The sequence below is a fragment of the Halomonas sp. 113 genome (assembly GCF_904067645.1).
Classification (GTDB): Bacteria; Pseudomonadota; Gammaproteobacteria; order Pseudomonadales; family Halomonadaceae; genus Vreelandella; species Vreelandella titanicae.
Map to the genome: position 1 here is coordinate 3,224,993 of NZ_LR881453.1, position 21,640 is coordinate 3,246,632.

Below are 21,640 nucleotides of genomic sequence, written 5' to 3' on the forward strand. Positions count from 1 at the left end.
GCCCCTAAACTTGAACCCATCGCCAAAACACAAGAGGCTTAATACAGCCAGTGTATCGGTTTACGGCACTTGCAAATCTTTGATCAGCTTATTAAACAGCCTGCCCGCAGGCTACGCCACTCGCCCACGCCCACTGAAAGTTATACCCGCCTAGCTCTCCCGTTACATCTAATACTTCTCCGATAAAGCGCAACTGTGGTAAGCCTTTAACCTCAAAGGTTTTGGACGAAATCGCGTCGGTATTGACCCCGCCCATGGTTACCTCTGCGGTACGCCAACCTTCTGTTCCTGCTGGTTTCAGTTGCCAAGCGTTGAGTCTTTGCGCCCACTCATCCAATGCGGCATTAGCATACTGGGCCAGGGGCCGCGCCAAGTCATGGTCGGGGTACCACTCCAGCAGTGCTTGCGCAAAGCGTTTCGGAAAGCGTTCGCCAAGCCAAGTCGAGAGCTGACGCTTAGGCGTTTCTTGGCGTGCCTCACGTAGGGATTCCGCCACGTTTTCATTGGGCAGTAGATCGATACTAATGCTCTCCCCTGGCTGCCAAACGCTGGATATCTGCAGCATCGCCGGCCCAGACAAGCCGCGGTGGGTAAACAGCATGGGTTCCACAAAGCGGCGACTGCCAGCACTAACAGCCACTGGCACGCTCAAACCAGAGAGCTCAGTTGCGCGCGCTTTCCAGCTATCGCTTAAGGTAAAGGGCACCAGCCCGGGTCGCGTAGCGAATACCTCTAGACCAAATTGACGGGCAATGTCGTAGCCAAAACCCGTCGCGCCCATGCTCGGAATGGAAAGCCCACCGCTCGCGATGACGACCACCCCGGCATCGATTTTACCTATCGAAGTCGTTAGACGCATGGCACTGCCCTGTTGCTCCACGCGGGTAACCTGGGTGCTGAGCCTGATTTCAGCCCCAGCCCACTCACACTCGGTTAGTAACGTATGGACAATATCTTTAGCCGAGGTTGCACAGAATAGCTGACCCGGCGTTTTCTCAACATGTTCAACGCCATGGCGCTCGACCAGCTCAACAAAGTGCTCAGGGCGGTAACGTTTGAGCGCCGAAATACAAAAGTAAGGGTTTGAAGAGTAAAAGTGCTGTGGCGTTGTGCCAAGATTGGTAAAGTTGCAGCGGCCACCCCCGGACATGAGAATCTTCTTGCCCGCTTTGTTAGCATGATCAAGCACTAAGACCCGCTTTCCGGCATAGCCCGCTTGCGCTGCGCACATTAAGCCTGCGGCGCCAGCACCGATGATGACAACGTCATAGATCATAATGGACAGCTCATATTGAGAGCGACTCCCGTCGTAAAAGGCAGGCATTCTAACAGGGTCGCACTTAAAAATTATTATGCGGATACAATTACCATATACAATAACTGTATAAATATTATCTAACGCTGAGAACACTATGCTTTTGCCCTTTCATCAACGACGGCTGTTGCAACTCGCACTCGTGCCTCTCACTCTTCTGCTTTCCAGCGTAGCGCTCGCCCAATCGGCGCCGTCAGTCATAGGCACCCGGGCGATCATGACTACCTGGTCGGATCCAATAGAAGCCTTGGGCACCCTCCGTGCCGATGAGAGCGTCACACTATCGGCTACCGTCACGGATATCGTTGCCGAGATCAATTTCCGTGACGGCGAACAGGTCGAAGAAGGCCAGTTGCTTATTCGTCTGGAGGATGCCGAGGAGCAGGCGCAGCTGAGGGCGTCCCAGGCACTTCGCGAAGAGCGGCGTAATGCGTCAAATCGCGCTTCCCAGTTGCAAGAGCGCAACCTGGCGGCTCGGGCCGATGTAGAAGATAGCCAATCACGGCTGCGCCAGGCAGATGCCGATATTCAAGCGATTGAAGCGGAGTTGGCCAATTACCAGATAAAAGCCCCCTTTAGTGGCCGTGTCGGCTTTCGCAATATCAGTGTTGGCGCCCTGGTCACTCCAGGCATGGATCTGGTGACGCTCGATAAATTGGATGTTATGCAGCTAGATTTCAGCGTCCCCGAAGTATTTCTCGACCGCCTCTCACCAGGCTTGATGCTCAATGCCACAACTGCCGCCTACCCTGACGCCCTCTTTAGCGGTGAAATTGCCACCATCGGCACACGGGTGGATCCAGTCACGCGCAGCGTAAGCGTCCGCGCTGATCTCGAGAATACCGATGGCCGCTTGCGGCCTGGCATGCTGATGGAAGTGATCGTTCAACAGCACGTACGCGATACGGTTGTTATCCCTGAGGCGGCCATTGAGCCTAGCGGTGACCGTCACTTCGTGATGTTAATTGAACAGAGTGGAGGCAGCACACGCTTGGCACGGCGTGAAGTGGTGATAGGCGAGCGCCGCAATGGCGAGGTGGAAATTCTCGAGGGACTCGCCGCCAACGATTTAATTGTCTTTCATGGCCTACAGCTGGCCCGTGACGGGCAAGAAGCCAGGTTAATCGGGATCGCCGATGACGAGACCGGTATACGAGCGCTGTTGGAGGCCGACCGCTAATGCGTTTATCGGATATCTCTGTTCAGCGGCCGGTATTGGCGATGGTAATCGCGGCGCTGATTATTGCCTTTGGCCTGCTGGCACTCAATCGTCTGCCGCTGCAAGAGTACCCCACCATCGACCCGCCAGTGGTCACCATCGATACCCGCTACCCCGGAGCCTCGGCCAGCGTCGTCGAAACACGGATTACCCAAGTATTAGAAGACCGCATTGCTGGCGTTGAAGGCATTGAGCTGATTACCTCGCAAAGCGAGGATGGACGCTCTCAGATCGAGATCGAATTTGGCATTGATATGGATATCAATGCCGCCGCCAATGATATTCGCGACCGCATCTCCGGTGCGCTGCGCAACCTACCCGACGACGCTGACAACCCAGAGGTCACCAAAGCCGATAGCAGCGAAGAAGTGGTGGTTTGGTTAAGCCTTTCCGGAAACGACTATTCCATTACTGAGCTAACCGACTACGCTAACCGCTTTTTGGTCGACAGCCTCTCCGTTCAGCCAGGGGTAGCACGGGTGCGTGTCGGCGGCGGCAGTGACTACGCCATGCGCGTGTGGCTGGATCGCAATGCCTTGGCCGCACGGGGACTCACCGTTAGCGATATCGAAGACGCACTGCGGGCAGAGAACGTAGAGCTACCGGCAGGCTCGCTTGAATCCAAGGATCGGCAGTTTATTGTCCGCCTCCCCCGTAGTTTTGCCAGTGCCGAAGATTTTCAGCGCCTCGCCCTCAGCTCTCCTCAAAACCAGGAGGAAAACGGCTATCTGGTGCGCCTTGCTGACGTAGCAAGAGTAGAGGTCGGCGCGGTGGAGGATCGTTCTGTCTTCCGCTCTAACGGCATCCCCATGGTCGGCCTGGGTATGATCATGCAGTCGACGGCCAATGTGATAGAGCTCTCTGAAGCCGTTCAGGTCGAACTTGAACGCCTGCAAGGTACGCTGCCTGAAGGGATGTCACTGAGCCTGAACTACGACGCCTCGCTGTTCGTCTCCGGAGCGATTGAGCAGGTCGTTATGACGCTGTTTATCGCCATGGGCTTGGTGGTGGTGGTGATCTTTATGTTTTTGGGCAATTTGCGCACCACCCTGGTACCCGCGGTGACCGTTCCGATTGCCGTTATTGGCGCCTTTACTGCTCTGGCCGCGATGAATTTCTCAATTAACCTGCTAACTCTGCTGGCGCTGGTGCTGGCGATCGGTCTGATTGTCGATGATGCCATCGTCGTGCTTGAAAATATTAACCGGCGTATGCACGACTACGGCGAGACGCCGCTAGTCGCCGCCTTTCGCGGGACCCGGCAAATCGCCTTTGCAGTCATTGCCACCACTCTGGTGTTGGTGGCGGTTTTCTTGCCACTCAGTATGTTGCAAGGCGATATTGGCCGACTATTTTCCGAGTTCGCGCTGACCATGGCCGCCGCGGTCGTAGTCTCTACGCTGCTGGCACTGACGCTTACGCCGATGATGGCGTCTAAAATTCTTAAGCCTGGTATGCACGACAGCCGGATTGGCAAAGCCGTGCAGTGGTTGCTCAGCGGCACACAACGCCGCTACCAGGCCACGTTAGAATGGATGCTCAAAATGCGTTGGCTGGTGGTCGCGGCGTTTGTATTATTGATTGGCGCCACCGCCTGGCTGGCCACGGTACTGCCCAACGAATACACGCCTCAAGAGGATCGCGGTAACTTTATCGTATTAGTGAATGGCCCTGAAGGCGCCACCTTCGACTACATGATGGATTATATGGATGAGATCGAAGCGCGGATGACGCCACTGGTGGAGAGCGGTGAGTTGGAGCGCGTAGTCGTTCGCGCCCCCCGTGGCTACGGCAACATAGAGAATTTCAATAGCGGCTTTATTATCGTCAATATGGCCGACTGGGGCAGTCGACGCAGTGCCTGGGAGATCATGGGCGAAGTACGCGAAAAGCTGCGTACGTTGCCGGGGGTACAAGCCTTCCCGGTGATGCGCCAGGGGTTTGGGCAGCGTACCCAGAAGCCGGTGCAGTTTGTGCTGGGCGGCGGGACTTACGAAGAGCTTGCCCACTGGCGCGATACGCTGATCGATCATGTGCGCGAAAACAACCCGCGCTTGATGGCACTAGAGAGCAACTACAACGAAACCCAGCCACAGCTAAGAGTCGATATTGACTACGAGCGTGCCGCTTCGTTGGGCGTTACTGTTACCGAGATCGGCAGAACGCTTGAAGTACTGTTAGGTGGCCGTAACGTCACTCGCTATGTTGATGATGGTGAAGAGTACGACGTCATTTTGGAAGGTGACCGCGGCAGTCAAAACAGCCCGAGGGCGTTGGATAACATTCAGGTTCGATCCGCTCGCACAGGTGAGCTGATCCCCCTGGCCAGTTTGGTCACCCTCTCCGACTTTGCTGGCGCCAGCACTTTGAACCGCTTTGACCGTATACGGGCGATTACCATTGAAGCCAACCTGGCGGATGGCTACCCCCTTGGCGAAGCTTTGACCTATTTAGAGCAGAGCGCCGCGGAGCTACTGCCGGAAGAGGCGCAAACCAATGTGGCAGGCGCCTCAAGGGACTTCCAGCAAGCCAGTGGCGCCACCGCGTTCTTGTTAATACTGGGCGCGCTTGTGGTCTTTTTGGTGTTAGCAGCGCAGTTCGAAAGCCTGATTCACCCCTTTGTGATAATGCTTACGGTGCCGCTCGCGATGAGCGGTGCGCTACTCGCCCTGCTACTAAGCGGTCAATCGCTTAATATCTATAGCCAAGTAGGCTTGGTGCTGTTGATTGGACTAGCGGCGAAAAACGGCATCTTAATTGTCGAGTTTGCCAACCAGTTGCGCGATGAGGGTAAAGCGTTCCGTTCGGCGTTGATTGAAGCCTCTGTAACGCGCTTAAGACCCATCTTAATGACCGCCGTGACCACCATGGCCGGCGCCATTCCGCTGATTGTCTCGACAGGGCCGGGGTCTGAGTCTCGCTTGGTCATCGGCACCGTGATTATGGCGGGCGTCGGCTCAGCAACGCTGTTTACGCTGTTTGTGGTGCCTGTGGCTTACGACTTGCTGGCACGCCACACCGGTTCGCCCGGGGCAGTGAAAAGGCGATTAGAGGCGGAAATAGCTAACGCAACATCTGACTGATGTCATTGCCAACGCAGCGAAGCAATCTGGTTTTTAGAGGCCACCGCACGCTTGAGATTGCCGCGTCGCTGCGCTCCTCGCAATGACGACCTCAATGAAAAAGGGTGCCTGTTGGCACCCTTTGAAAAGAGAGCTAGCGATTACTCACACTCGCCAAGATACTCGCCTTCAATCACGGTATTCATGCTCAGCTCACCCATGGGGGACTGGGTAAGGATATCGACGCTGCCTTCGATACGCTCGCCCATAAAACGCATTTCGCCATCGATGGTGGCTTCGCCACCCTCAGCGCGACACACCATGCTGTAGCTGAGACCATCCGCATTCAGCTCCTGGTCGAGCAGCTCGCAGCCTTCTTCTTCCTCGATGAAGCCAAATTCAGCTCCCTCAAGCTCTTCCTGACTAATACACTGGCGCTCGGTTTCCGTTTGATCCGGAATTTCCATTTCGCCGGTGACGCTGGTTTTGCTCACAAACTCCCACTCACCAGCGGTGACATTGGGGGTTTCAGCCAACGCGACCATCGGAAAGGCCACTAGGGCCGCTACTGCCATGTTACGTAACATCATCGCTACTCTCGCTGCGTTGCTTTGGGAACTTAAATCCTGGGATATCCTACCTGATTCAATCCTACGATGCCCTACCCGACGACCACACTGCTACACTACTCATTGGGTAAGAAACTGATTTAGCGCATCCGCTATACAAGGTAGCCAACAATGCAAGACGACGCCCTGGTCAATTATGACTTCCACTGCCCATACTGCGATTCGCCGCTGACCTTTCTGATTGATACGTCACAGGGCAGCCATGATACCTGGGAGGATTGCCATCAATGCTGCGCGCCCATCCAGCTACAGATCATCGTCTCACCGGTGACCGGAGAACTTGAAAGCGTCGTCGCCGGGCGCGATGACGACGTGCTATAGCGTGATCTAAACGTCTCGTAGAGCAGCCTTCCGCCGGGTCTCATTACGCCGCATAAAAAACCACGCCAACAGCGTCGCCAGCGAGACCGTTAGGATGATCAAGGTAGCAAGCGCATTGATCTTCGGCGACACCCCCATACGCACCGACGAAAACACCACCATCGGCAGCGTATTGGCCCCTGGCCCGGAAACAAAGCTGGCGATCACCAGGTCATCCAGGGAGAGGGTAAACGCCAGCAGCCAGCCTGCAGCCAGCGCGGGGGTAATGATCGGCAGCGTGATAGAAAAAAAGGTTTTCACTGGAGGTGAACCCAAATCCATGGCGGCCTCTTCAATGGAGTGATCCACTTCCCGCAGCCGCGCAGCCACCACGACAGCCACATAGGCACTGCAAAAGGTGGTGTGAGCAATCCAAATGGTTGCCATACCCCGGTCGGCTGGCCAGCCGGTAATCTGCGCCATCTGCACAAATAGCAACAGCAGCGAAAGACCGGTGATGACTTCGGGCATCACCAGCGGCGCTGTGACCATACTCGACAGCGCCGTTTTGCCCCGGAAGTGACCATAGCGTGTCATTACAAAGGCTGCCACGGTGCCCAGGCAAACCGCCATGCTGGCCGCGAAAAACGCGATGCGCAGGCTCGTCCATACCGCCGACAAAATCTGCTGATCTCGAAACAGCTCGCCGTACCACTGAGTGGAAAACCCCGCCCACACCGTGACCAGTTTCGATGCATTAAACGAATACACCACCAGCACAAACATCGGCAGGTAAAGAAACAGCAGACCAAGCACCAGCATGACCGTTGAGAAGCTCGGCCGTCGCATGCTCATTATTCAAGCTCCTTGGACTGGTAACGATGAAACCAGACTATCGGCACCAGTAATAGCAGTAGCATCACCATGGCCAGCGCCGACGCCACGGGCCAGTCGCGGTTGAGAAAGAACTCCTCCCACAGCACTTTGCCGATCATTAGCGTATCAGGGCCTCCCAGCAGTTCAGGAATCACAAACTCCCCTACCGCAGGTATGAACACCAGCATCGAACCGGCCACAATGCCGCCCGTAGAGAGCGGCAAGGTGACTTTGATAAAGGTATTGAACTTGCGCGAGCCAAGATCTGCAGCGGCCTCTAACAACGAGTTATCCATGCGCGTTAAGTGGGCATATAGCGGCAGCACCATGAACGGCAAGTAGGCATAAACAATGCCAATAGTTACTGAAAACTGGGTATTCATCATGCGCAGCGGCGAATCAATCAGGCCAATCCCTATCAACAGGTTATTGATTAACCCACTGTTGCTTAGAATTCCCATCCAGGCATAGACACGAATCAAAAACGACGTCCATGACGGCAGCATGACCAGCAGCAGTAACAACAATTGCCAGCGGGCCGGGGCTCGGGCCATGGCATACGCCATCGGATAACCGAGCAACAAGCAGGCCAGCGTGGCAATAAACGCCGTTTTCACCGAGCCCCAATAGGCGGCTATGTATAATGAATCTGAGAGCAGAAAGAGATAATTGCCCAGATTAAGAAAGACATGCAGCGTCTGATCGACGTACTCAAGCAGCGGGCCATAGGGCGGAATCGCAATCGCCGCTTCGGAGAGGCTGATTTTGAGCACCAGCGCAAAGGGTAGTAAAAAAAACAGCGTCAGCCACACGAGCGGAAACGCAATCACTGCTCGGCGCCCCAGCTGCAAGCGTTTGAGCAGTGCTGAAAAACGAGATAACTTCATTAAAGGCAGTCTCCTCGCGGTAAGGAATGCGCCACTATCGCAATTCAAAACGTTAGCAGCTCAAGACGCTAGCGGTTCAAAACAATCGTACTGTGATCTTCCCAGTAGACATACACACTGTCTTCCCAGGTGGGTCGATCACCGCGACGCTCTGTATTGGCCATACTGACTTTAATGATTTGGCCCGATTGAGTGCGCACGTAGTAGAGCGAGAAACCGCCTAAATAGGCAATATCATCCACCTTGCCAGCGGCCCAGTTGTACTCCGTAGTAGGCTTTTCACGGGTAAGCCAAATCTTCTCAGGACGCAGCGCGACCCAAACCCGCCGATCTACCGCCTGGGTGGTAATACCGTGGTCAATATAGATGGGCCGCTCGAGCGCGGGAGCGACGATGCGGCAGTGGTCAGCAGCATCTTCGCTAATCTCGCCTTCAAACAGATTCACCGTACCGACGAATTCCGCCACCATGCGGCTCACCGGGCTTTCATAAATATCGATCGGCGAGCCTATTTGCTCGATCCAGCCATCGGCCATGATCGCCACGCGGTCGGCCATGGTCATAGCCTCTTCCTGGTCGTGAGTGACCATAATGCAGGTAACGCCCACCTGTTCGATGATCTCGACCACTTCAAGCTGCATTTCAGTGCGCAGTTTTTTATCCAGTGCGCCCATGGGCTCGTCTAACAGTAACAGTTTGGGCCGCTTGGCCAGCGAACGCGCCAGTGCTACACGCTGGCGCTGACCGCCAGAAAGTTGATGCGGTTTGCGCTTGGCAAAGCGCTCCATATGCACCAGCTTCAACATTTGCGCGACGCGAGCGTCGATATCCGCTTTGGGGAGCTTGTCCTGCTTTAAGCCAAAGGCAATATTCTGCGCCACCGTCATATGCGGAAATAGCGCATAGGACTGGAACATCATATTGATAGGCCGCTTGTGCGGAGGCATAGCGGTGATATTTTCACCGTCTAATAAAATACGGCCCTCAGAAGGAGTTTCAAACCCCGCCAACATCCTCAGCAGGGTTGATTTACCTGACCCGGAACCACCCAATAGCGCGAAAATTTCTCCGCGCTTAACCTGCAAATTGACATCATCCACCGCCAGCGCATCATCAAACCGCTTGCTTAAGCGTTTTACTTCCAGCACCACATCTTCAGCAAACCGCGGGGTTTTACCCTGGGGGCGCGACGAAGAAGGAGTGATTGGCGAAGCAGATGAAGGCTCGTTCGACAGGGGCGTAGTGACCATTCGCCACTCCCATCAAAAGGCCCGGCAATCCGGGCATTAAAAAAGACGAGCAGCGAGCCATAGAGAATTAACTCCAGGCTCGCCGTCGGATAAACGTCGGTTTAACGACCAGACTTTACGCGGTTCCAAATGCGCGTACGGGCACGCAGCACATCTTGAGGCTTTTCAGCCTGCACGTATAGGTTTTGCATGACCTCGGTTTCTGGGTAAATAGCCGGGTCATTGATGATTTCATCAGAGAGGTACTCATCGGCCGCCGCGTTAGGATTGGCATAACGCACGTACTCGGTAATTTCAGCAGCGATTTCCGGGTCAAGAATAAAGTTGATAAAGGCGTGAGCGTTTTCAGTATTAGGCGCATCGGCGGGTACTGCCATCATGTCGAACCAGAGCGCGGCGCCTTCTTTAGGAATGCTATAGGCGATGGTGAAATCTCGCCCTGCTTCTTCAGCACGATCAGCGGCCTGGAAAACATCACCCGAGTAACCAGCGGCCACGCAGATATCGCCATTCGCCAGATCGGACACATAGCGGGAAGAGTGAAAATAAGTCATGTCGTCGCGAACGTCGGCGATCAGTTCGCCAGCCGCTTCAATATCGTCCAGATTTTCACTCAGGGGATCAAACCCCAGGTACGCCATGGCGGGCGAGAGCATTTCATCGGCAGAGTCCAGCATCGACAAGCCGCAGCCCGCTTCGCTCAATGCAGCGGTTATTTCAGGATCAAACAGCAGTGCCCAACTATCTACCGGCGCGTCATCACCCAGAATTTCTTTTACCCGGTCAACGTTATAGCCGATCCCATTGGTGCCCCACATATAGGGAACCGAGTATTCGCTACCGGCGTCGATAGTTTCCAGGTTGGCCATCAGCTCGGGGTTGAGATTGTCTAAATTGGTTAGTAACTCATGGTTGAGCGGCTGAAAAACACCGGCTTTCACTTGGCGGGTAAAATAGTAGGTAGAAGGTACCACCACATCGTAGCCGGAACGCCCGGCGAGCAGTGCGGCATCCAAAATTTCATTGCTGTCATAAACGTCATAAGTCACTTCAATGCCGGTACGCTCGGTGAATTTTTCCAGCGTTTCCGGGGCAATGTAGTCTGACCAGTTAAATACCCGCACCTCTTCAGCGTGGGCAGCGCTAGCCGCTGCGGCGAATGAGATAGCCGCAACGGCCGCGGAAAGTTTGTGGATGTTCCCCATTATCACTGCTCCTGTTGTCTCAACTAGTCATTAAACAATTCAGCATTCACTAAACAATTCAGCCAAATGTTTTGCCAAGTGTCTTCATACCAAGTGCGCCCTGCTGCTGCCGGCAACAGCCCTCAGCGGCTAACAATAGCGTAGGCCATATTACTGACCGTGCGAATTTTGCGGTGCAGTGACGCCTACCGCAAGCCAATGTGAAAAATTCTTGTATTTTGCCCTACCGACCCCATTAAGTAGCCAGTAAAACAGGATCTTGTGGTACGCCAATAGGGCAATACTATTGGCTAGATGGCTTTTTTTAATTTTAGACATTAGTCGCTAGCCGTTAGCATTAGCACTACTTTATAAACCCTTCACTCATGACAACTGGAGATTATCTGAATGTCCTTGATCAACACTGAAGTAAAACCGTTTAAAGCCACTGCTTACCTGAATGGCGAATTCGTCGACGTAAGTGAAGCTGATCTGCAAGGCCAGTGGTCTATTTTCTTCTTCTACCCCGCCGATTTTACCTTTGTTTGCCCCACTGAGCTGGGCGATTTGGCCGATCACTATGCCGAGTTCAAGAAGCTGGGCGTTGAGATCTACAGCGTTTCGACCGATACCCACTTCACTCACAAAGCATGGCACGACAGCTCTGAGACCATCGGCAAGCTGCAGTACCCAATGATCGCCGATCCGACGCTGCAGATTTCACGTAACTTCGAAGTGTTGATTGAAGAAGCGGGTCTTGCTGAGCGCGGCACTTTCGTTGTCGACCCCGACGGTAAAATCCAAATTGTCGAAATCAACGCTGGCAACATTGGCCGTAACGCCGAAGAGCTGCTGCGTAAAGTGAAAGCCGCTCAATACGTTCGTGCCAACCCGAACGAAGTGTGCCCGGCTAAATGGAAAGAAGGTGAAGAAACACTCGCGCCCTCGCTGGATCTCGTAGGCAAAATCTAAACTGCCTACGGCTTTCACGCGCTTGCTCTTATTTGCGTGGCGCAAGAGCGTGCAGGTTCAACGCCCGGGTTTCGCCCGGGCGTTCTGTTTTAAAACAGTTTTAAATTATTAATGATTAGCGCCGTCACACGCGTGTATTTAATACGTCTGTTACTTGCGAGGAAGCTACTGTCATGCTGGACGCCAATTTAAAATCCCAGTTAAAAGCGTATCTGGAAAAAGTGACTCAGCCGTTCGAGATCGTTGCCTCCCTCGATGACGGTGCCAAGTCACAAGAACTACTCGGCCTGCTTGAGGACATCAGCAGCCTGAGCGATCAGATTACCCTACACAGCGATGGCCAGGACGACCGCACGCCATCATTTGCGATTAACCGCCCGGGTGAAGAAACTGGCGTGGTGTTTGCCGGTATCCCCATGGGCCACGAGTTCACGTCGCTGGTGTTGGCACTGCTGCAAGTCGGCGGTCATCCGCCTAAAACGTCTGCTGAGCTACTCGACCAAATCAAAGCCCTCGACGGCGAGATGCTTTTCGAGACTTACTACTCGCTCTCGTGCCAGAACTGCCCTGACGTGGTTCAAGCGCTTAACCTCATGGCTATCTTCAACCCGAACGTTCGTCACGTCGCTATTGACGGGGCACTGTTTCAGGACGAAGTTGAGTCGCGGGAAATCATGTCAGTGCCAAGCATCTATCTGAACGGTAAGCCGTTCGATCAAGGCCGTATGACCCTTGAGCAGATTTTGGCCAAAGTTGATACTGGTGCCGCCGAACGCGATGCCAAAAAGCTCAACGAGAAAGCCGCTTTCGATACGCTCGTCATTGGTGGTGGCCCGGCAGGCGCGGCGGCCGCCATTTACTCAGCACGCAAAGGCATTAACACCGGCATTGCCGCTGAGCGTTTCGGTGGTCAGGTGGCTGACACCATGGGAATTGAAAACTTTATCTCCGTTTCCCATACCGAAGGCCCCAAGCTAGTTAGCGCGCTTGAAGAGCACGTAAAAGATTACGAAGTCGATGTCATGAACCTGCAGCTTGCCACGGCGTTTAAAGCAGCCGAGGCGGAAGGTGGGCTGCACGGAGTCACCTTTGAGTCGGGTGCGACGCTTAAGAGCAAAACCCTGGTACTGGCGACGGGTGCCCGCTGGCGCGAAATGAACGTGTCCGGCGAACAGCAGTACCGCAACAAAGGGGTGGCTTACTGCCCTCACTGTGACGGCCCGCTGTTCAAAGGTAAGCGGGTAGCGGTGATTGGCGGCGGTAACTCTGGCGTTGAAGCGGCGATCGATCTGGCGGGTATTGTCGGCCATGTCACGCTCGTAGAGTTTATGGGTGAGATGCGTGCCGACGCAGTGCTGCAGAAAAAGCTCAAGAGTCTGCCTAACGTCGATATTATCCTCAACGCACAAACCACCGAAGTAACGGGCGATGGCAGCCGTGTGAATGGCTTGAACTATAAAGACCGCACGTCCGACGAGAGCAAATCCATCGCGCTGGAAGGCATTTTTGTTCAGATTGGTCTGGTGCCTAACACCGAGTGGTTGAAAGGCTCTCCGATTGAAATGACGCCCCGCGGTGAGATCATCGTCGATGCTCACGGTATGACATCCGTGCCCGGCGTCTTCGCCGCAGGCGATGTAACTACCGTGCCCTACAAGCAGATCATCATCGCCATGGGCGAAGGCGCCAAGGCATCGCTGGGTGCTTTCGACTATCTCATTCGAAACTGACAGTGGCGAAGAAAAGCCCGCTGACAAAAATGTCAGCGGGCTTTTTAGTGGGAGGGAGTTTCAGCTCGCGAAACCTTAGGCTATTCGCCTATGCCAATTACGAAGAAGACGGGATTTCCCCCAACACTTCGGGGATTGTCATCTTCACGTAGCGGCCCGGCGCAGGCTCAATAATGTTGAGTTCACCGTCCCCTGGTTGGCGCACGGGCACCATTTTTTCGCTATTGGCATAGCCATTGTCGGTCATCCATGCCTGCCAGTGAGGCCACCAGGAGCCTTCCTGAGCCGTAGCACCTGCAAGCCACTCCTCATGGCTTTCGGGCAGTGTGTCGTTAGTCCAGTAGCTATACTTGTTCTTATGGGGTGGGTTGACAATACCTGCGATATGCCCCGAGCCGCCGAGCACAAAGGTCACCGGCCCCTTGGGTAGCAACGCCCCATAGTAGGTGCTGTTCCATTTGGCGATGTGGTCTTCTTTGGTGGAGATAAAATAGCTGGGCGCCGACACCTTGCGCAGATCAATTTTCACGCCATCCAACTCAATGCCACCTGGCTCAACCAAGCGGTTCTCTAAATACATATGGCGTAAATACCAGGCATGGGTGCCTGCGGTTAAATTGGTACCATCAGTATTCCAGTAGAGTAGATCAAAGGCGGCAGGCGTCTCGCCCTTCAAATAGTTATTAATGTAGAACGACCAAAACAGATCATTCTCACGCAACAAATTGAAAGTGTAAGCCATCGAGCGGCCATCAAGGTAGCCCTTCGCTTCTAGCGTTTGTTCGATCCCTTCAACCACCCGCTCATTGAGAAATACGCCGATATCGCCAGGATCACGAAAATCCTGCAGCGTGGCCATATAGGTCACCGACTTTACTTTGCGCCCACGGCGGGTGCTGGTGAGGTACGCTACCGTAGATGCCGTTAACGTGCCGCCGACACAGTAGCTGAGGAGATTAACCGACTTCTCGCCGCAGGCCTGCTCGATAGCTTCTATCGCGCTGATCGGCCCCATCTGCATATAGTCGGCCCAGGTAATATCGCGCTGCTCCGGGCCAGGATTACGCCAGGAGATCAGGAACACCGTATGGCCCTGATCCACCAGCCACTTCACCATGGAATTATCTTCACGCAGATCGAGAATGTAGTACTTATTGATCCACGGCGGCACCATTAGCAATGGCGTTTTAAAGGTCTTTTCCGTCGTTGGCGTGTATTGGATCAACTGAATCAGTTCGTTTTCATACACCACTGAACCGGGCGTTACCGCTATGTTTTCGCCCACGCCAAAGGCGGCGCGGTCTGTCATGCGGACATTAATGCCTTCACCAGAGTTACCTAAATCTTCACGTAGACGGGCCAGACCATCCACTAGGTTTTGACCACGGGTTTCAATGGTGCAGCGCATGACCTCTGGATTGGTAGTTATAAAGTTAGTGGGCGCCATCGCGTTGACCAACTGGCGCGCGTAAAACATCAAGTTACGCTTCTGGGTTTCATCCAACCCACTTAAGTTTTCAACCAGCTCTTCCACCATCTGCGAGAACAGTAAGTACTGCTGCATAATGGCCATATAGTGGGGGTTTTGAGTCCAGGCTTCATCTTTGAAGCGACGGTCACTTTTAGCCGGAGTAATCAGCGGCGTTATTTGCTCGCCAGCCATGCCACGCAGGGCCTGTTGCCACAATAGCCACTGGTCTTGAAGCAAACGGTTCTGGGTTTCCCACAGCAGCGTAGGGTTTTGCATTAATGACTGAGCACCCGCTTCAAAGCTTTCACGCATATCACTGTAAATTGAGTCGGCGGCTTCACTGGGCGCAATACGGGAAAGCAGATCCTGCATCAATCCTTGGTACTGTTCGCTAATCTCTTTAAGCTGGTTATTCCAGGCTTCAATTTCCTCTGGGGATAACCCTTCAGGCAGTCCTTGAGAAAGCCCTTCAGACAGGCTGTCAGATAGCCCTTGTGATATTGCCTGGAACGGATTGTGCCACGCTGACTGCATACTCATTCTCCCTACGCCTATCATCGGGCGCACCGACCACTTTGGCTATGTAAGCATATATAAATTAAAGCTTATAAATGCATCGCGGCGCCCTTGGGCGCCGCGATGAGGTCACTAATCAGCTTTTGCGCGATGACTGACTAGAGGCTTTGGCAGGTTGCTCGCTTTTTGTAGCCGCCTTGGCTTGCTCGGACATTTGCTGACCGGCTTCGCTGAACATTTTTTCCATTTCAGACTTAAACTGCAGGCTCATTTCGCTCATGACGCGCGCGTCTTCCTGCATCTGCTGGGAAAGCTCGTTCATCATTTCAGCTTGCTTGGTGCCGAAATCACGCAGGCTTTCTGCGTCTTGAATTTCAGTGGCGCTACGAATGCGCTCTGTACCCATCTGGCTGTAGCGCTTCATGGCTTCCAGCTGATACTGGGTCATTTTTTCCATGTTGTTGAGCATCAGCGAATTAATTTTACGCATGGGCTCAAACATTTGCTTAGTTTGGGCGTTGAAGGCGTCCATCATATTGTCTTGCATAGTGTCTGCTCCTGTTTAGTTCCTTGGCATGAGCCTTGGAGTGACTCATCGTGATGTAGCTTGTCTTGCCTTGATTTGCTGCACTGCAAAAAGAGTAGTCCCTGGCATGCTGCATTGCAACAGCGACACTGTTTTCAGTAGCTGCATTCAGTAACGCTGCAAAACGTCTCCGCATTGCCTCTCTCACATCGCCATTAGCGATCTTTCAATCCACTTCCCCACAATCTATTTTTGCCAGTCTATCGTTACTGATTTATGAATCACTGCGCTTGGATGTTGAACGTGTGCTTGAGCCGGAACGGGAGCGCGACGACGCTGTTGACTTGGCCTTACCACCACTACTGGTACTTTTATTGGCACTACTATTATTAGTACTGCTCGCCCTGGAACTCGCCGCACTGCTTTTAGAGCTGGTGTTACCACCCTGTTCAGCCGCACTGCCGTTAGACGAGGACGCACTAGTGGCATTAGTGCTGGCGCTGCCCGCTTGGCGCAACATATCCAGCATCATTTGCTGATAAGTGCCGAAGTTGGCTAGCCCTTGAGACAGTCCTTCAGATAGCCCTTGAGACAGTCCCTGCGAGAGCCCTTGCTGCATCATCGGCTGCTGGAGAAAGGGCCTCATAAGACTCATGGGGTCGTAGCCCTCTACCCCAGACTCCATTTGCCGCTGGATATTTTCCAGCAGGTTTTTCTGGAAAGCTTCGACATCCGGCAGACCCAGAGATTGGCGAAATTCGTCCGGGGTAAGATCAAATTCAACGTTAATCTTCATAGGCGGCTCCTGCACTGTTTTGTTTGAGTGTAGCAGTGAACTGCAAACCTCACCGTATTGCGCTAGCGCTGGGTTAAACGCGGCGTATCAACGCTCACCTCACTATTTTGGCCGCGATGACGCAGCCAGTGATCCAGCAACGTAATCGCCATCATCGCCTCAGCGATGGGCGTTGCGCGAATACCCACACAGGGGTCGTGACGCCCTTTGGTAATCACTTCGACGGCCTGTCCATGGATATCGATAGAGCGGCCAGGCGTGGTAATGCTGGACGTCGGTTTTAGCGCCAAACGAGCCACAATGGGTTGGCCGCTGGAAATACCGCCCAGCACGCCACCAGCATGATTGGAGAGAAAGCCTTCAGGCGTCATCTCGTCACGGTGTTCACTGCCCCGCTGAGCGACACAACCAAACCCTGCGCCTATCTCCACACCTTTTACCGCATTAATACTCATCAAACCATGCGCCAGGTCAGCATCCAGGCGGTCAAACACCGGTTCGCCCAGCCCTACCGGCACCCCTTCGGCAATCACGGTGATCTCAGCACCTACCGAATCCTGATCGCGGCGCAGCTGATCCATGTAGGCTTCCAGTTCTGCTACGCGCTCCGGGTCAGGGCAGAAAAAGGCATTTTGACCCACCGCTTCCCACTGTTTGAAATCAATCTTGATGGGGCCTAGCTGGCTCATATAACCGCGAATCTGAACACCTTGGGCGGCCAAATATTTCTTGGCAATCGCCCCTGCCGCCACTCGCATAGCGGTTTCACGGGCGCTGGAGCGCCCACCGCCGCGGTAGTCACGGTGGCCATATTTATGGTGGTAGGTGTAATCCGCATGCGCTGGCCGAAACTGCTCTTTGATTTTTGAGTAGTCGTTAGAGCGCTGATCGGTATTTTCGATTAACAGGCCAATAGAGGTGCCGGTGGTCTTGCCTTCAAACACCCCTGACAGGATGCGCACCTGATCAGGTTCTTTGCGCTGGGTAGTATGCCGCGAACTGCCCGGCCGACGGCGATCCAGATCATGCTGTAAATCTGCTTCGCTTAACGGTAACCCAGGCGGGCAGCCATCAACGATCGCGCCGAGCGCAGGGCCGTGACTCTCACCGAAGGTAGTGACGGTAAATAGTTTGCCAAACGTATTGCCAGACATGGCGATTAGTTCCTCACAGGAAAGACGCCGCATGGGCGTCGAGTTCAGCGGCGCTCAAGGCAAATACGCCCTGGCCGCCACGCTCGAATTCAAGCCACAGGAAAGGCACGTCGGGAAACGCCGCTTCCACATGGCGATCAGAGTTGCCGACTTCTACGATCAGCCAACCCTCATCGGTTAGGTGTTCCCGCGCTTCACGGAGTATGCGCCGCAAGATATCCAAGCCATCGCTGCCTGCCCCCAGTGCCAAGGAGGGTTCATGGCGGAACTCAGCAGGCATGGTGGCCAAGTCGCGGGCATCAACATAGGGCGGGTTGGAGACGATGAGATCAAAACGTCGACCTTCCAAGCCGCTGAATACATCCGATTCCACCGCTCGCACCCGGTCTCCCACATCATGGCGGGTAATATTTTGCCGTGCCACGGCCAGGGCATCCTGGCTGATATCAGCAAGTGCCACTTCACAAGTAGGCAAATAGAGTGCCGTAGCAATGCCGATACAACCGGAGCCAGTGCATAGATCCAGCACGCTAGCAGGCGGCTCTTCGGGAAACCAGGCGGCAAAGCCGTCTTCAATCAACTCGGCAATCGGCGAGCGCGGAATCAGCACGCGCTCGTCAACGCTAAACGGGTGACCGGCAAAGAAGCTCTCGCCGAGCAGATAAGGCAGCGGGCGGCGGGTGGTAACACGCTCCCGCGCCAGGGCAATAATCCGCTGACGCTCCACGGGCAGCAGCCGCGCCTCTAGCACACTGGGGTCGATATTCCACGGCAGGTGCAGCGCGCCCAAGCAGAGTGCCACCGCCTCATCCCAGGCAGAATCGGTACCATGGCCATAGTGCAGGCCCGCCAGATAAAACTCGCTGGAGACCCAGCGCAGGTAGTCGCGCAGCGTAAAGAGCTGGCTCACCAGCAACGACTCCGACAGGGAAAGGGTTGAGTGAGAATGCTCAACATTTAGATGCGTGGTCACAGCGGCTCCTGGTTAACGATAATCATGACTGCAGGCAATAGAACCTGAGCCATATGACGAATAAAAGATTGTACCTTTCACGCCGCCCGGTTCACAGCAACGCTCAGCCCGCTATACTGTGCTTCTTTAACTGATTCACCCGTGCTACCCCCATTTTTCTACCACCCGAGCCTGACATGACGCGACACCGCCACCTGCCAAATGATGACGATATCAGTGCCTTCCGCGACGCCTTGAAGGCGGCGGGGGTACGCCCTATCGCCACCAATCAGGCCGACCCTGGCAAACCCAAGCGCGACGTTAAGGCCCATGAAGCACGGCGCAACGCGGCGGTTGAGAGCAGCGCCCCTCAATCCAGCGGGCGCACTTCGGATGGCCGGGTGGAAGCCGTGCGCCCCTCAGAGTACCTCGAGTTCAGCGTGCCCGACTTGCCATGGCGCACGTTTAGCCAGCTAAAGCGCGGCCAAACCGCATGGCAGGCGGGGCTTGATCTGCATGGCTATACGCTGGAGGAGGCCCGCACGGAGTTGGAGAGTTTTCTGCGTGATTCAGCGGGGCAAGGTCTGCGCTGTGTGCTGGTGGTGCATGGCAAAGCGTGGGGCACCACCTCTGATTTTCCTGTACTCAAAAGCCATACCAATACCTGGCTACGGGAGTGGCCGGGGGTGTTGGCGTTCTGCTCGGCCATCGATCTCGATGGTGGCACTGGGGCAGTGTACATCCTACTGCGCAAGCGGGGTCAGTAGCCGTTACTCGGTAGCATCGGAAGCGATACTGGGCATCCGGCGTTCCAGCGCTTCATCTGCCAAGTGGCGACCAAGGCGAATCAAATCTCGGCCCCGGTAAAATTCGTAAGTACTACACACCGTTTTGGGGATTTCGATCAGCACATCGGGTGGATATCCTGCCACTTTGTACTTGGCCAACGCCGCCTGGGTAATATCGAATGACTCCAAAATCATATCGAGCTTGCTCCACTCGCGCTTGCCGCGCGCTTCAGTGGTTTCTTCTAGCTCTTTGTCGTCGCTCTCCCCGTTTGCGCCATCACCATTGGCACCCAGCCCTGCCCACAGTTTTTGGGTAGCTGCGCGTACATCGCCTATCCAACTGCTCATGCGTTGATCGCGGTCGATCTCGCTTTGGGTGCGGCTATCGGCTTCTTCCTCCTCTTTAGGCAGTAACTCCTCCAAGGTCACCGGCAACGGGCTATGGGCAGTCACATTAACCGCTACCACAAAGTCTGCTTGGTGCGCGGCTACCATAGGCATAATCGGCAGCGGGTTGAGCAGCCCGCCATCCACCAGCACCTGCTCGCCCAGATGAACAGGGGTTATAACACCCGGCACGGCCATTGAGGCACGAATCGCCTGCAGCAAGGGGCCACTTTGAAACCACACTTCCCGTTGCCGCACCAGGTCTGTCGCTACCGTGGTGACGGGGATCGCTAGGTCTTCAATCAGAATATCGCCGACCAGAGCTTCCAGTTTGCTCATGACTTTGCTGGCACGCATCGCCCCCATTGAGCTCCAGGTTACGTCAACCAGTTTGAGCACATCCAGGTAGTCGAGTTGACACACCCAGTCACGGTATTCAGGCAGCTTACCCGCGGCATAAATACCGCCAATCACTGCGCCCATTGAACACCCTGATACGGCAATAATTTCGAATCCCCGCGCCTCCAGTGCTTCGATCACGCCGATATGCGCGTAGCCACGGGCACCACCGCTGCCCAATACCAGAGCGACTTTATTGCCACTGCTCACGTGAGCCAATTCATTCATGCTGCGTTCCCTCCCTTAAACGGCACCAGTGTTACCCCAGTGAGTGCCGATAACCGTGGCAACTTGCGCCACTGCTCTAGGCTCCAAGTGTAAATGGTGGCCCCCCTTGAGCACTTTTCGGGTTAATCCTTTGACCGCTTGCCGTGCCTCTTGAGCCCATTGGCGCTCGCCTAAAATTCCCTGCTCGCCTTCTATCAATAGCAGCGGTGCGTTAATTTCCGCCAGTAGCGATAGCACTTGCTGAGGGGTAAAGCGCACCAGGGACGGCTTCAGTAACCGGCTGTCGGTGCGCATTTGCACATGACCATCAGCAGTAGGCTGGGTGTTACGCTCTACTAGCGGCGTTGCCGTGATGCTATCCAGCGGCGTGACCCCGCCTGCAACACGCGCAGCAATGGCACTCTCGATATCGGGGTAACGCGGCGCTCGTGACAGCGGCCGACGGTAGGCTGTAAGCCCCTTACGCAGCTGGCTGGCGGTCTCTTCAATGGGTGTATTGAGCGCCCCAAGTCCATCAATCAGCGTTAGCCGCTCGACGCGTTCGGGTAACGAAGCGGCGAGCAAGCAGGCCACTGCCGCCCCCATGGAATGGGCCAGTAAGCTGGTTTGCTCCAGCCCCAAGGACTCCATGGCATCCAATACATCATGGCAATAGTCCCAAAGAGCATAGTCGCATAAGGCATAGTCACCGCCCTGTGGCGCGTGTGCCGAATGACCATGGCCGCGAAAATCCAGCGCCACAATACGAATATCCAACGCCTCGACCAACAGCGGGGCTAACCGGGTAAAGCTGGCCGCATTATCCAGCCAGCCGTGTAAGGCTAACCAGGTTGGGGCGTCAGCACGCCCCCAGCTCAGCGCCGCTAAGCGTCCTTGGGCAAGTGAAAGCGGCTTTGGCGCAACAGAGAGCGCTACCGGGGTGATTTGGGGCATAGAGTAACAGTCCTGAATAAACAGCTAATGATCCTGAACGAACGGTCGCGTCACTGGATCAGTAAG

The 21,640-nt window shown here is 54.8% G+C and carries 19 protein-coding genes; 6 read left to right on the forward strand and 13 right to left on the reverse strand.

What is annotated here, in order from left to right; genetic code table 11:
* Window positions 1–91: 91 nt before the first annotated feature.
* Window positions 92–1,276 (reverse strand): NAD(P)/FAD-dependent oxidoreductase, encoded by a 1,185-nt coding sequence (locus tag YERSI8AC_RS15260; protein WP_022522781.1) that lies wholly within the window; start codon window positions 1,274–1,276, stop codon window positions 92–94.
* A 136-nt stretch (window positions 1,277–1,412) separates the two neighbouring features.
* Here YERSI8AC_RS15260 and YERSI8AC_RS15265 point away from each other — a divergent pair, with 136 nt between their 5' ends.
* A complete protein-coding gene (locus YERSI8AC_RS15265) occupies window positions 1,413–2,495 on the forward strand; it encodes an efflux RND transporter periplasmic adaptor subunit (protein WP_138800513.1) in 1,083 nt (360 codons plus the stop codon).
* On the forward strand, window positions 2,495–5,617 hold the full coding sequence (locus YERSI8AC_RS15270; RefSeq protein WP_159177015.1) for an efflux RND transporter permease subunit: 3,123 nt from the start codon (window positions 2,495–2,497) through the stop codon (window positions 5,615–5,617). Before YERSI8AC_RS15265 ends, YERSI8AC_RS15270 begins: the two co-directional genes overlap by 1 nt.
* A gap of 140 nt (window positions 5,618–5,757) precedes the next feature.
* Here YERSI8AC_RS15270 and YERSI8AC_RS15275 read toward each other — a convergent pair whose 3' ends face one another.
* Window positions 5,758–6,186 (reverse strand): DUF3617 domain-containing protein, encoded by a 429-nt coding sequence (locus YERSI8AC_RS15275; RefSeq protein ID WP_022522778.1) that lies wholly within the window; start codon window positions 6,184–6,186, stop codon window positions 5,758–5,760.
* 150 nt (window positions 6,187–6,336) lie between these two features.
* On the opposite strand from YERSI8AC_RS15275, the gene YERSI8AC_RS15280 reads away from it, so the two are divergent.
* Entirely contained in the window at window positions 6,337–6,546 is a 210-nt protein-coding gene (locus YERSI8AC_RS15280) for a CPXCG motif-containing cysteine-rich protein (protein WP_022522777.1), read from the forward strand.
* Window positions 6,547–6,552: 6 nt separating this feature from the next.
* Here the strand turns inward: YERSI8AC_RS15280 and YERSI8AC_RS15285 are convergent, their stop codons facing one another.
* From YERSI8AC_RS15285 to YERSI8AC_RS15300, 4 genes are all read right to left on the reverse strand, one after another.
* A complete protein-coding gene (locus YERSI8AC_RS15285; protein ID WP_022522776.1) occupies window positions 6,553–7,380 on the reverse strand; it encodes an ABC transporter permease subunit in 828 nt (275 codons plus the stop codon).
* Window positions 7,380–8,288, reverse strand: coding sequence for an ABC transporter permease subunit (locus YERSI8AC_RS15290; protein ID WP_022522775.1), 909 nt, complete (start codon window positions 8,286–8,288; stop codon window positions 7,380–7,382). Before YERSI8AC_RS15290 ends, YERSI8AC_RS15285 begins: the two co-directional genes overlap by 1 nt.
* A gap of 68 nt (window positions 8,289–8,356) precedes the next feature.
* Window positions 8,357–9,538 carry an ABC transporter ATP-binding protein gene (locus YERSI8AC_RS15295; RefSeq protein ID WP_022522774.1) on the reverse strand — a complete coding sequence of 394 codons (1,182 nt, stop codon included), beginning with the start codon at window positions 9,536–9,538 and terminating at the stop codon, window positions 8,357–8,359.
* Window positions 9,539–9,639: 101 nt separating this feature from the next.
* Complete coding sequence (locus YERSI8AC_RS15300) at window positions 9,640–10,743, reverse strand: polyamine ABC transporter substrate-binding protein (RefSeq protein ID WP_022522773.1); 1,104 nt, start codon at window positions 10,741–10,743, stop codon at window positions 9,640–9,642.
* A 387-nt stretch (window positions 10,744–11,130) separates the two neighbouring features.
* Here YERSI8AC_RS15300 and ahpC point away from each other — a divergent pair, with 387 nt between their 5' ends.
* Together ahpC and ahpF are read left to right on the forward strand one after the other, a co-directional pair.
* Entirely contained in the window at window positions 11,131–11,694 is a 564-nt protein-coding gene (gene ahpC / locus YERSI8AC_RS15305) for an alkyl hydroperoxide reductase subunit C (protein WP_022522772.1), read from the forward strand.
* Between the two features lie 173 nt (window positions 11,695–11,867).
* Window positions 11,868–13,424 carry an alkyl hydroperoxide reductase subunit F gene (ahpF, locus tag YERSI8AC_RS15310; protein ID WP_159177016.1) on the forward strand — a complete coding sequence of 519 codons (1,557 nt, stop codon included), beginning with the start codon at window positions 11,868–11,870 and terminating at the stop codon, window positions 13,422–13,424.
* A gap of 97 nt (window positions 13,425–13,521) precedes the next feature.
* Here the strand turns inward: ahpF and phaC are convergent, their stop codons facing one another.
* The 5 genes from phaC to prmB all read right to left on the reverse strand — a co-directional run bounded on the left by phaC (window position 13,522) and on the right by prmB (window position 18,860).
* Window positions 13,522–15,429 (reverse strand): class I poly(R)-hydroxyalkanoic acid synthase, encoded by a 1,908-nt coding sequence (gene phaC, locus YERSI8AC_RS15315; RefSeq protein WP_022522770.1) that lies wholly within the window; start codon window positions 15,427–15,429, stop codon window positions 13,522–13,524.
* A 118-nt stretch (window positions 15,430–15,547) separates the two neighbouring features.
* Window positions 15,548–15,958 carry a phasin family protein gene (locus tag YERSI8AC_RS15320; RefSeq protein ID WP_007113285.1) on the reverse strand — a complete coding sequence of 137 codons (411 nt, stop codon included), beginning with the start codon at window positions 15,956–15,958 and terminating at the stop codon, window positions 15,548–15,550.
* 253 nt (window positions 15,959–16,211) lie between these two features.
* Complete coding sequence (locus YERSI8AC_RS15325) at window positions 16,212–16,733, reverse strand: hypothetical protein (protein ID WP_022522768.1); 522 nt, start codon at window positions 16,731–16,733, stop codon at window positions 16,212–16,214.
* 62 nt (window positions 16,734–16,795) lie between these two features.
* The gene (gene aroC / locus YERSI8AC_RS15330; protein WP_053857021.1) at window positions 16,796–17,887 is read right to left on the reverse strand and encodes a chorismate synthase; all 1,092 of its coding nucleotides are present in this window, start codon (window positions 17,885–17,887) and stop codon (window positions 16,796–16,798) included.
* Window positions 17,888–17,900: 13 nt separating this feature from the next.
* Window positions 17,901–18,860 (reverse strand): 50S ribosomal protein L3 N(5)-glutamine methyltransferase, encoded by a 960-nt coding sequence (gene prmB / locus YERSI8AC_RS15335; protein WP_159177017.1) that lies wholly within the window; start codon window positions 18,858–18,860, stop codon window positions 17,901–17,903.
* Between the two features lie 176 nt (window positions 18,861–19,036).
* Between prmB and YERSI8AC_RS15340 the strand changes: the two genes are divergently transcribed.
* Entirely contained in the window at window positions 19,037–19,606 is a 570-nt protein-coding gene (locus YERSI8AC_RS15340) for a Smr/MutS family protein (protein WP_022522766.1), read from the forward strand.
* Window positions 19,607–19,609: 3 nt separating this feature from the next.
* Here the strand turns inward: YERSI8AC_RS15340 and YERSI8AC_RS15345 are convergent, their stop codons facing one another.
* Entirely contained in the window at window positions 19,610–20,641 is a 1,032-nt protein-coding gene (locus YERSI8AC_RS15345) for a patatin-like phospholipase family protein (protein WP_022522765.1), read from the reverse strand.
* 15 nt (window positions 20,642–20,656) lie between these two features.
* Window positions 20,657–21,574, reverse strand: coding sequence for an alpha/beta fold hydrolase (locus YERSI8AC_RS15350; protein WP_022522764.1), 918 nt, complete (start codon window positions 21,572–21,574; stop codon window positions 20,657–20,659).
* Between the last annotated feature and the right edge of the window lie 66 nt (window positions 21,575–21,640).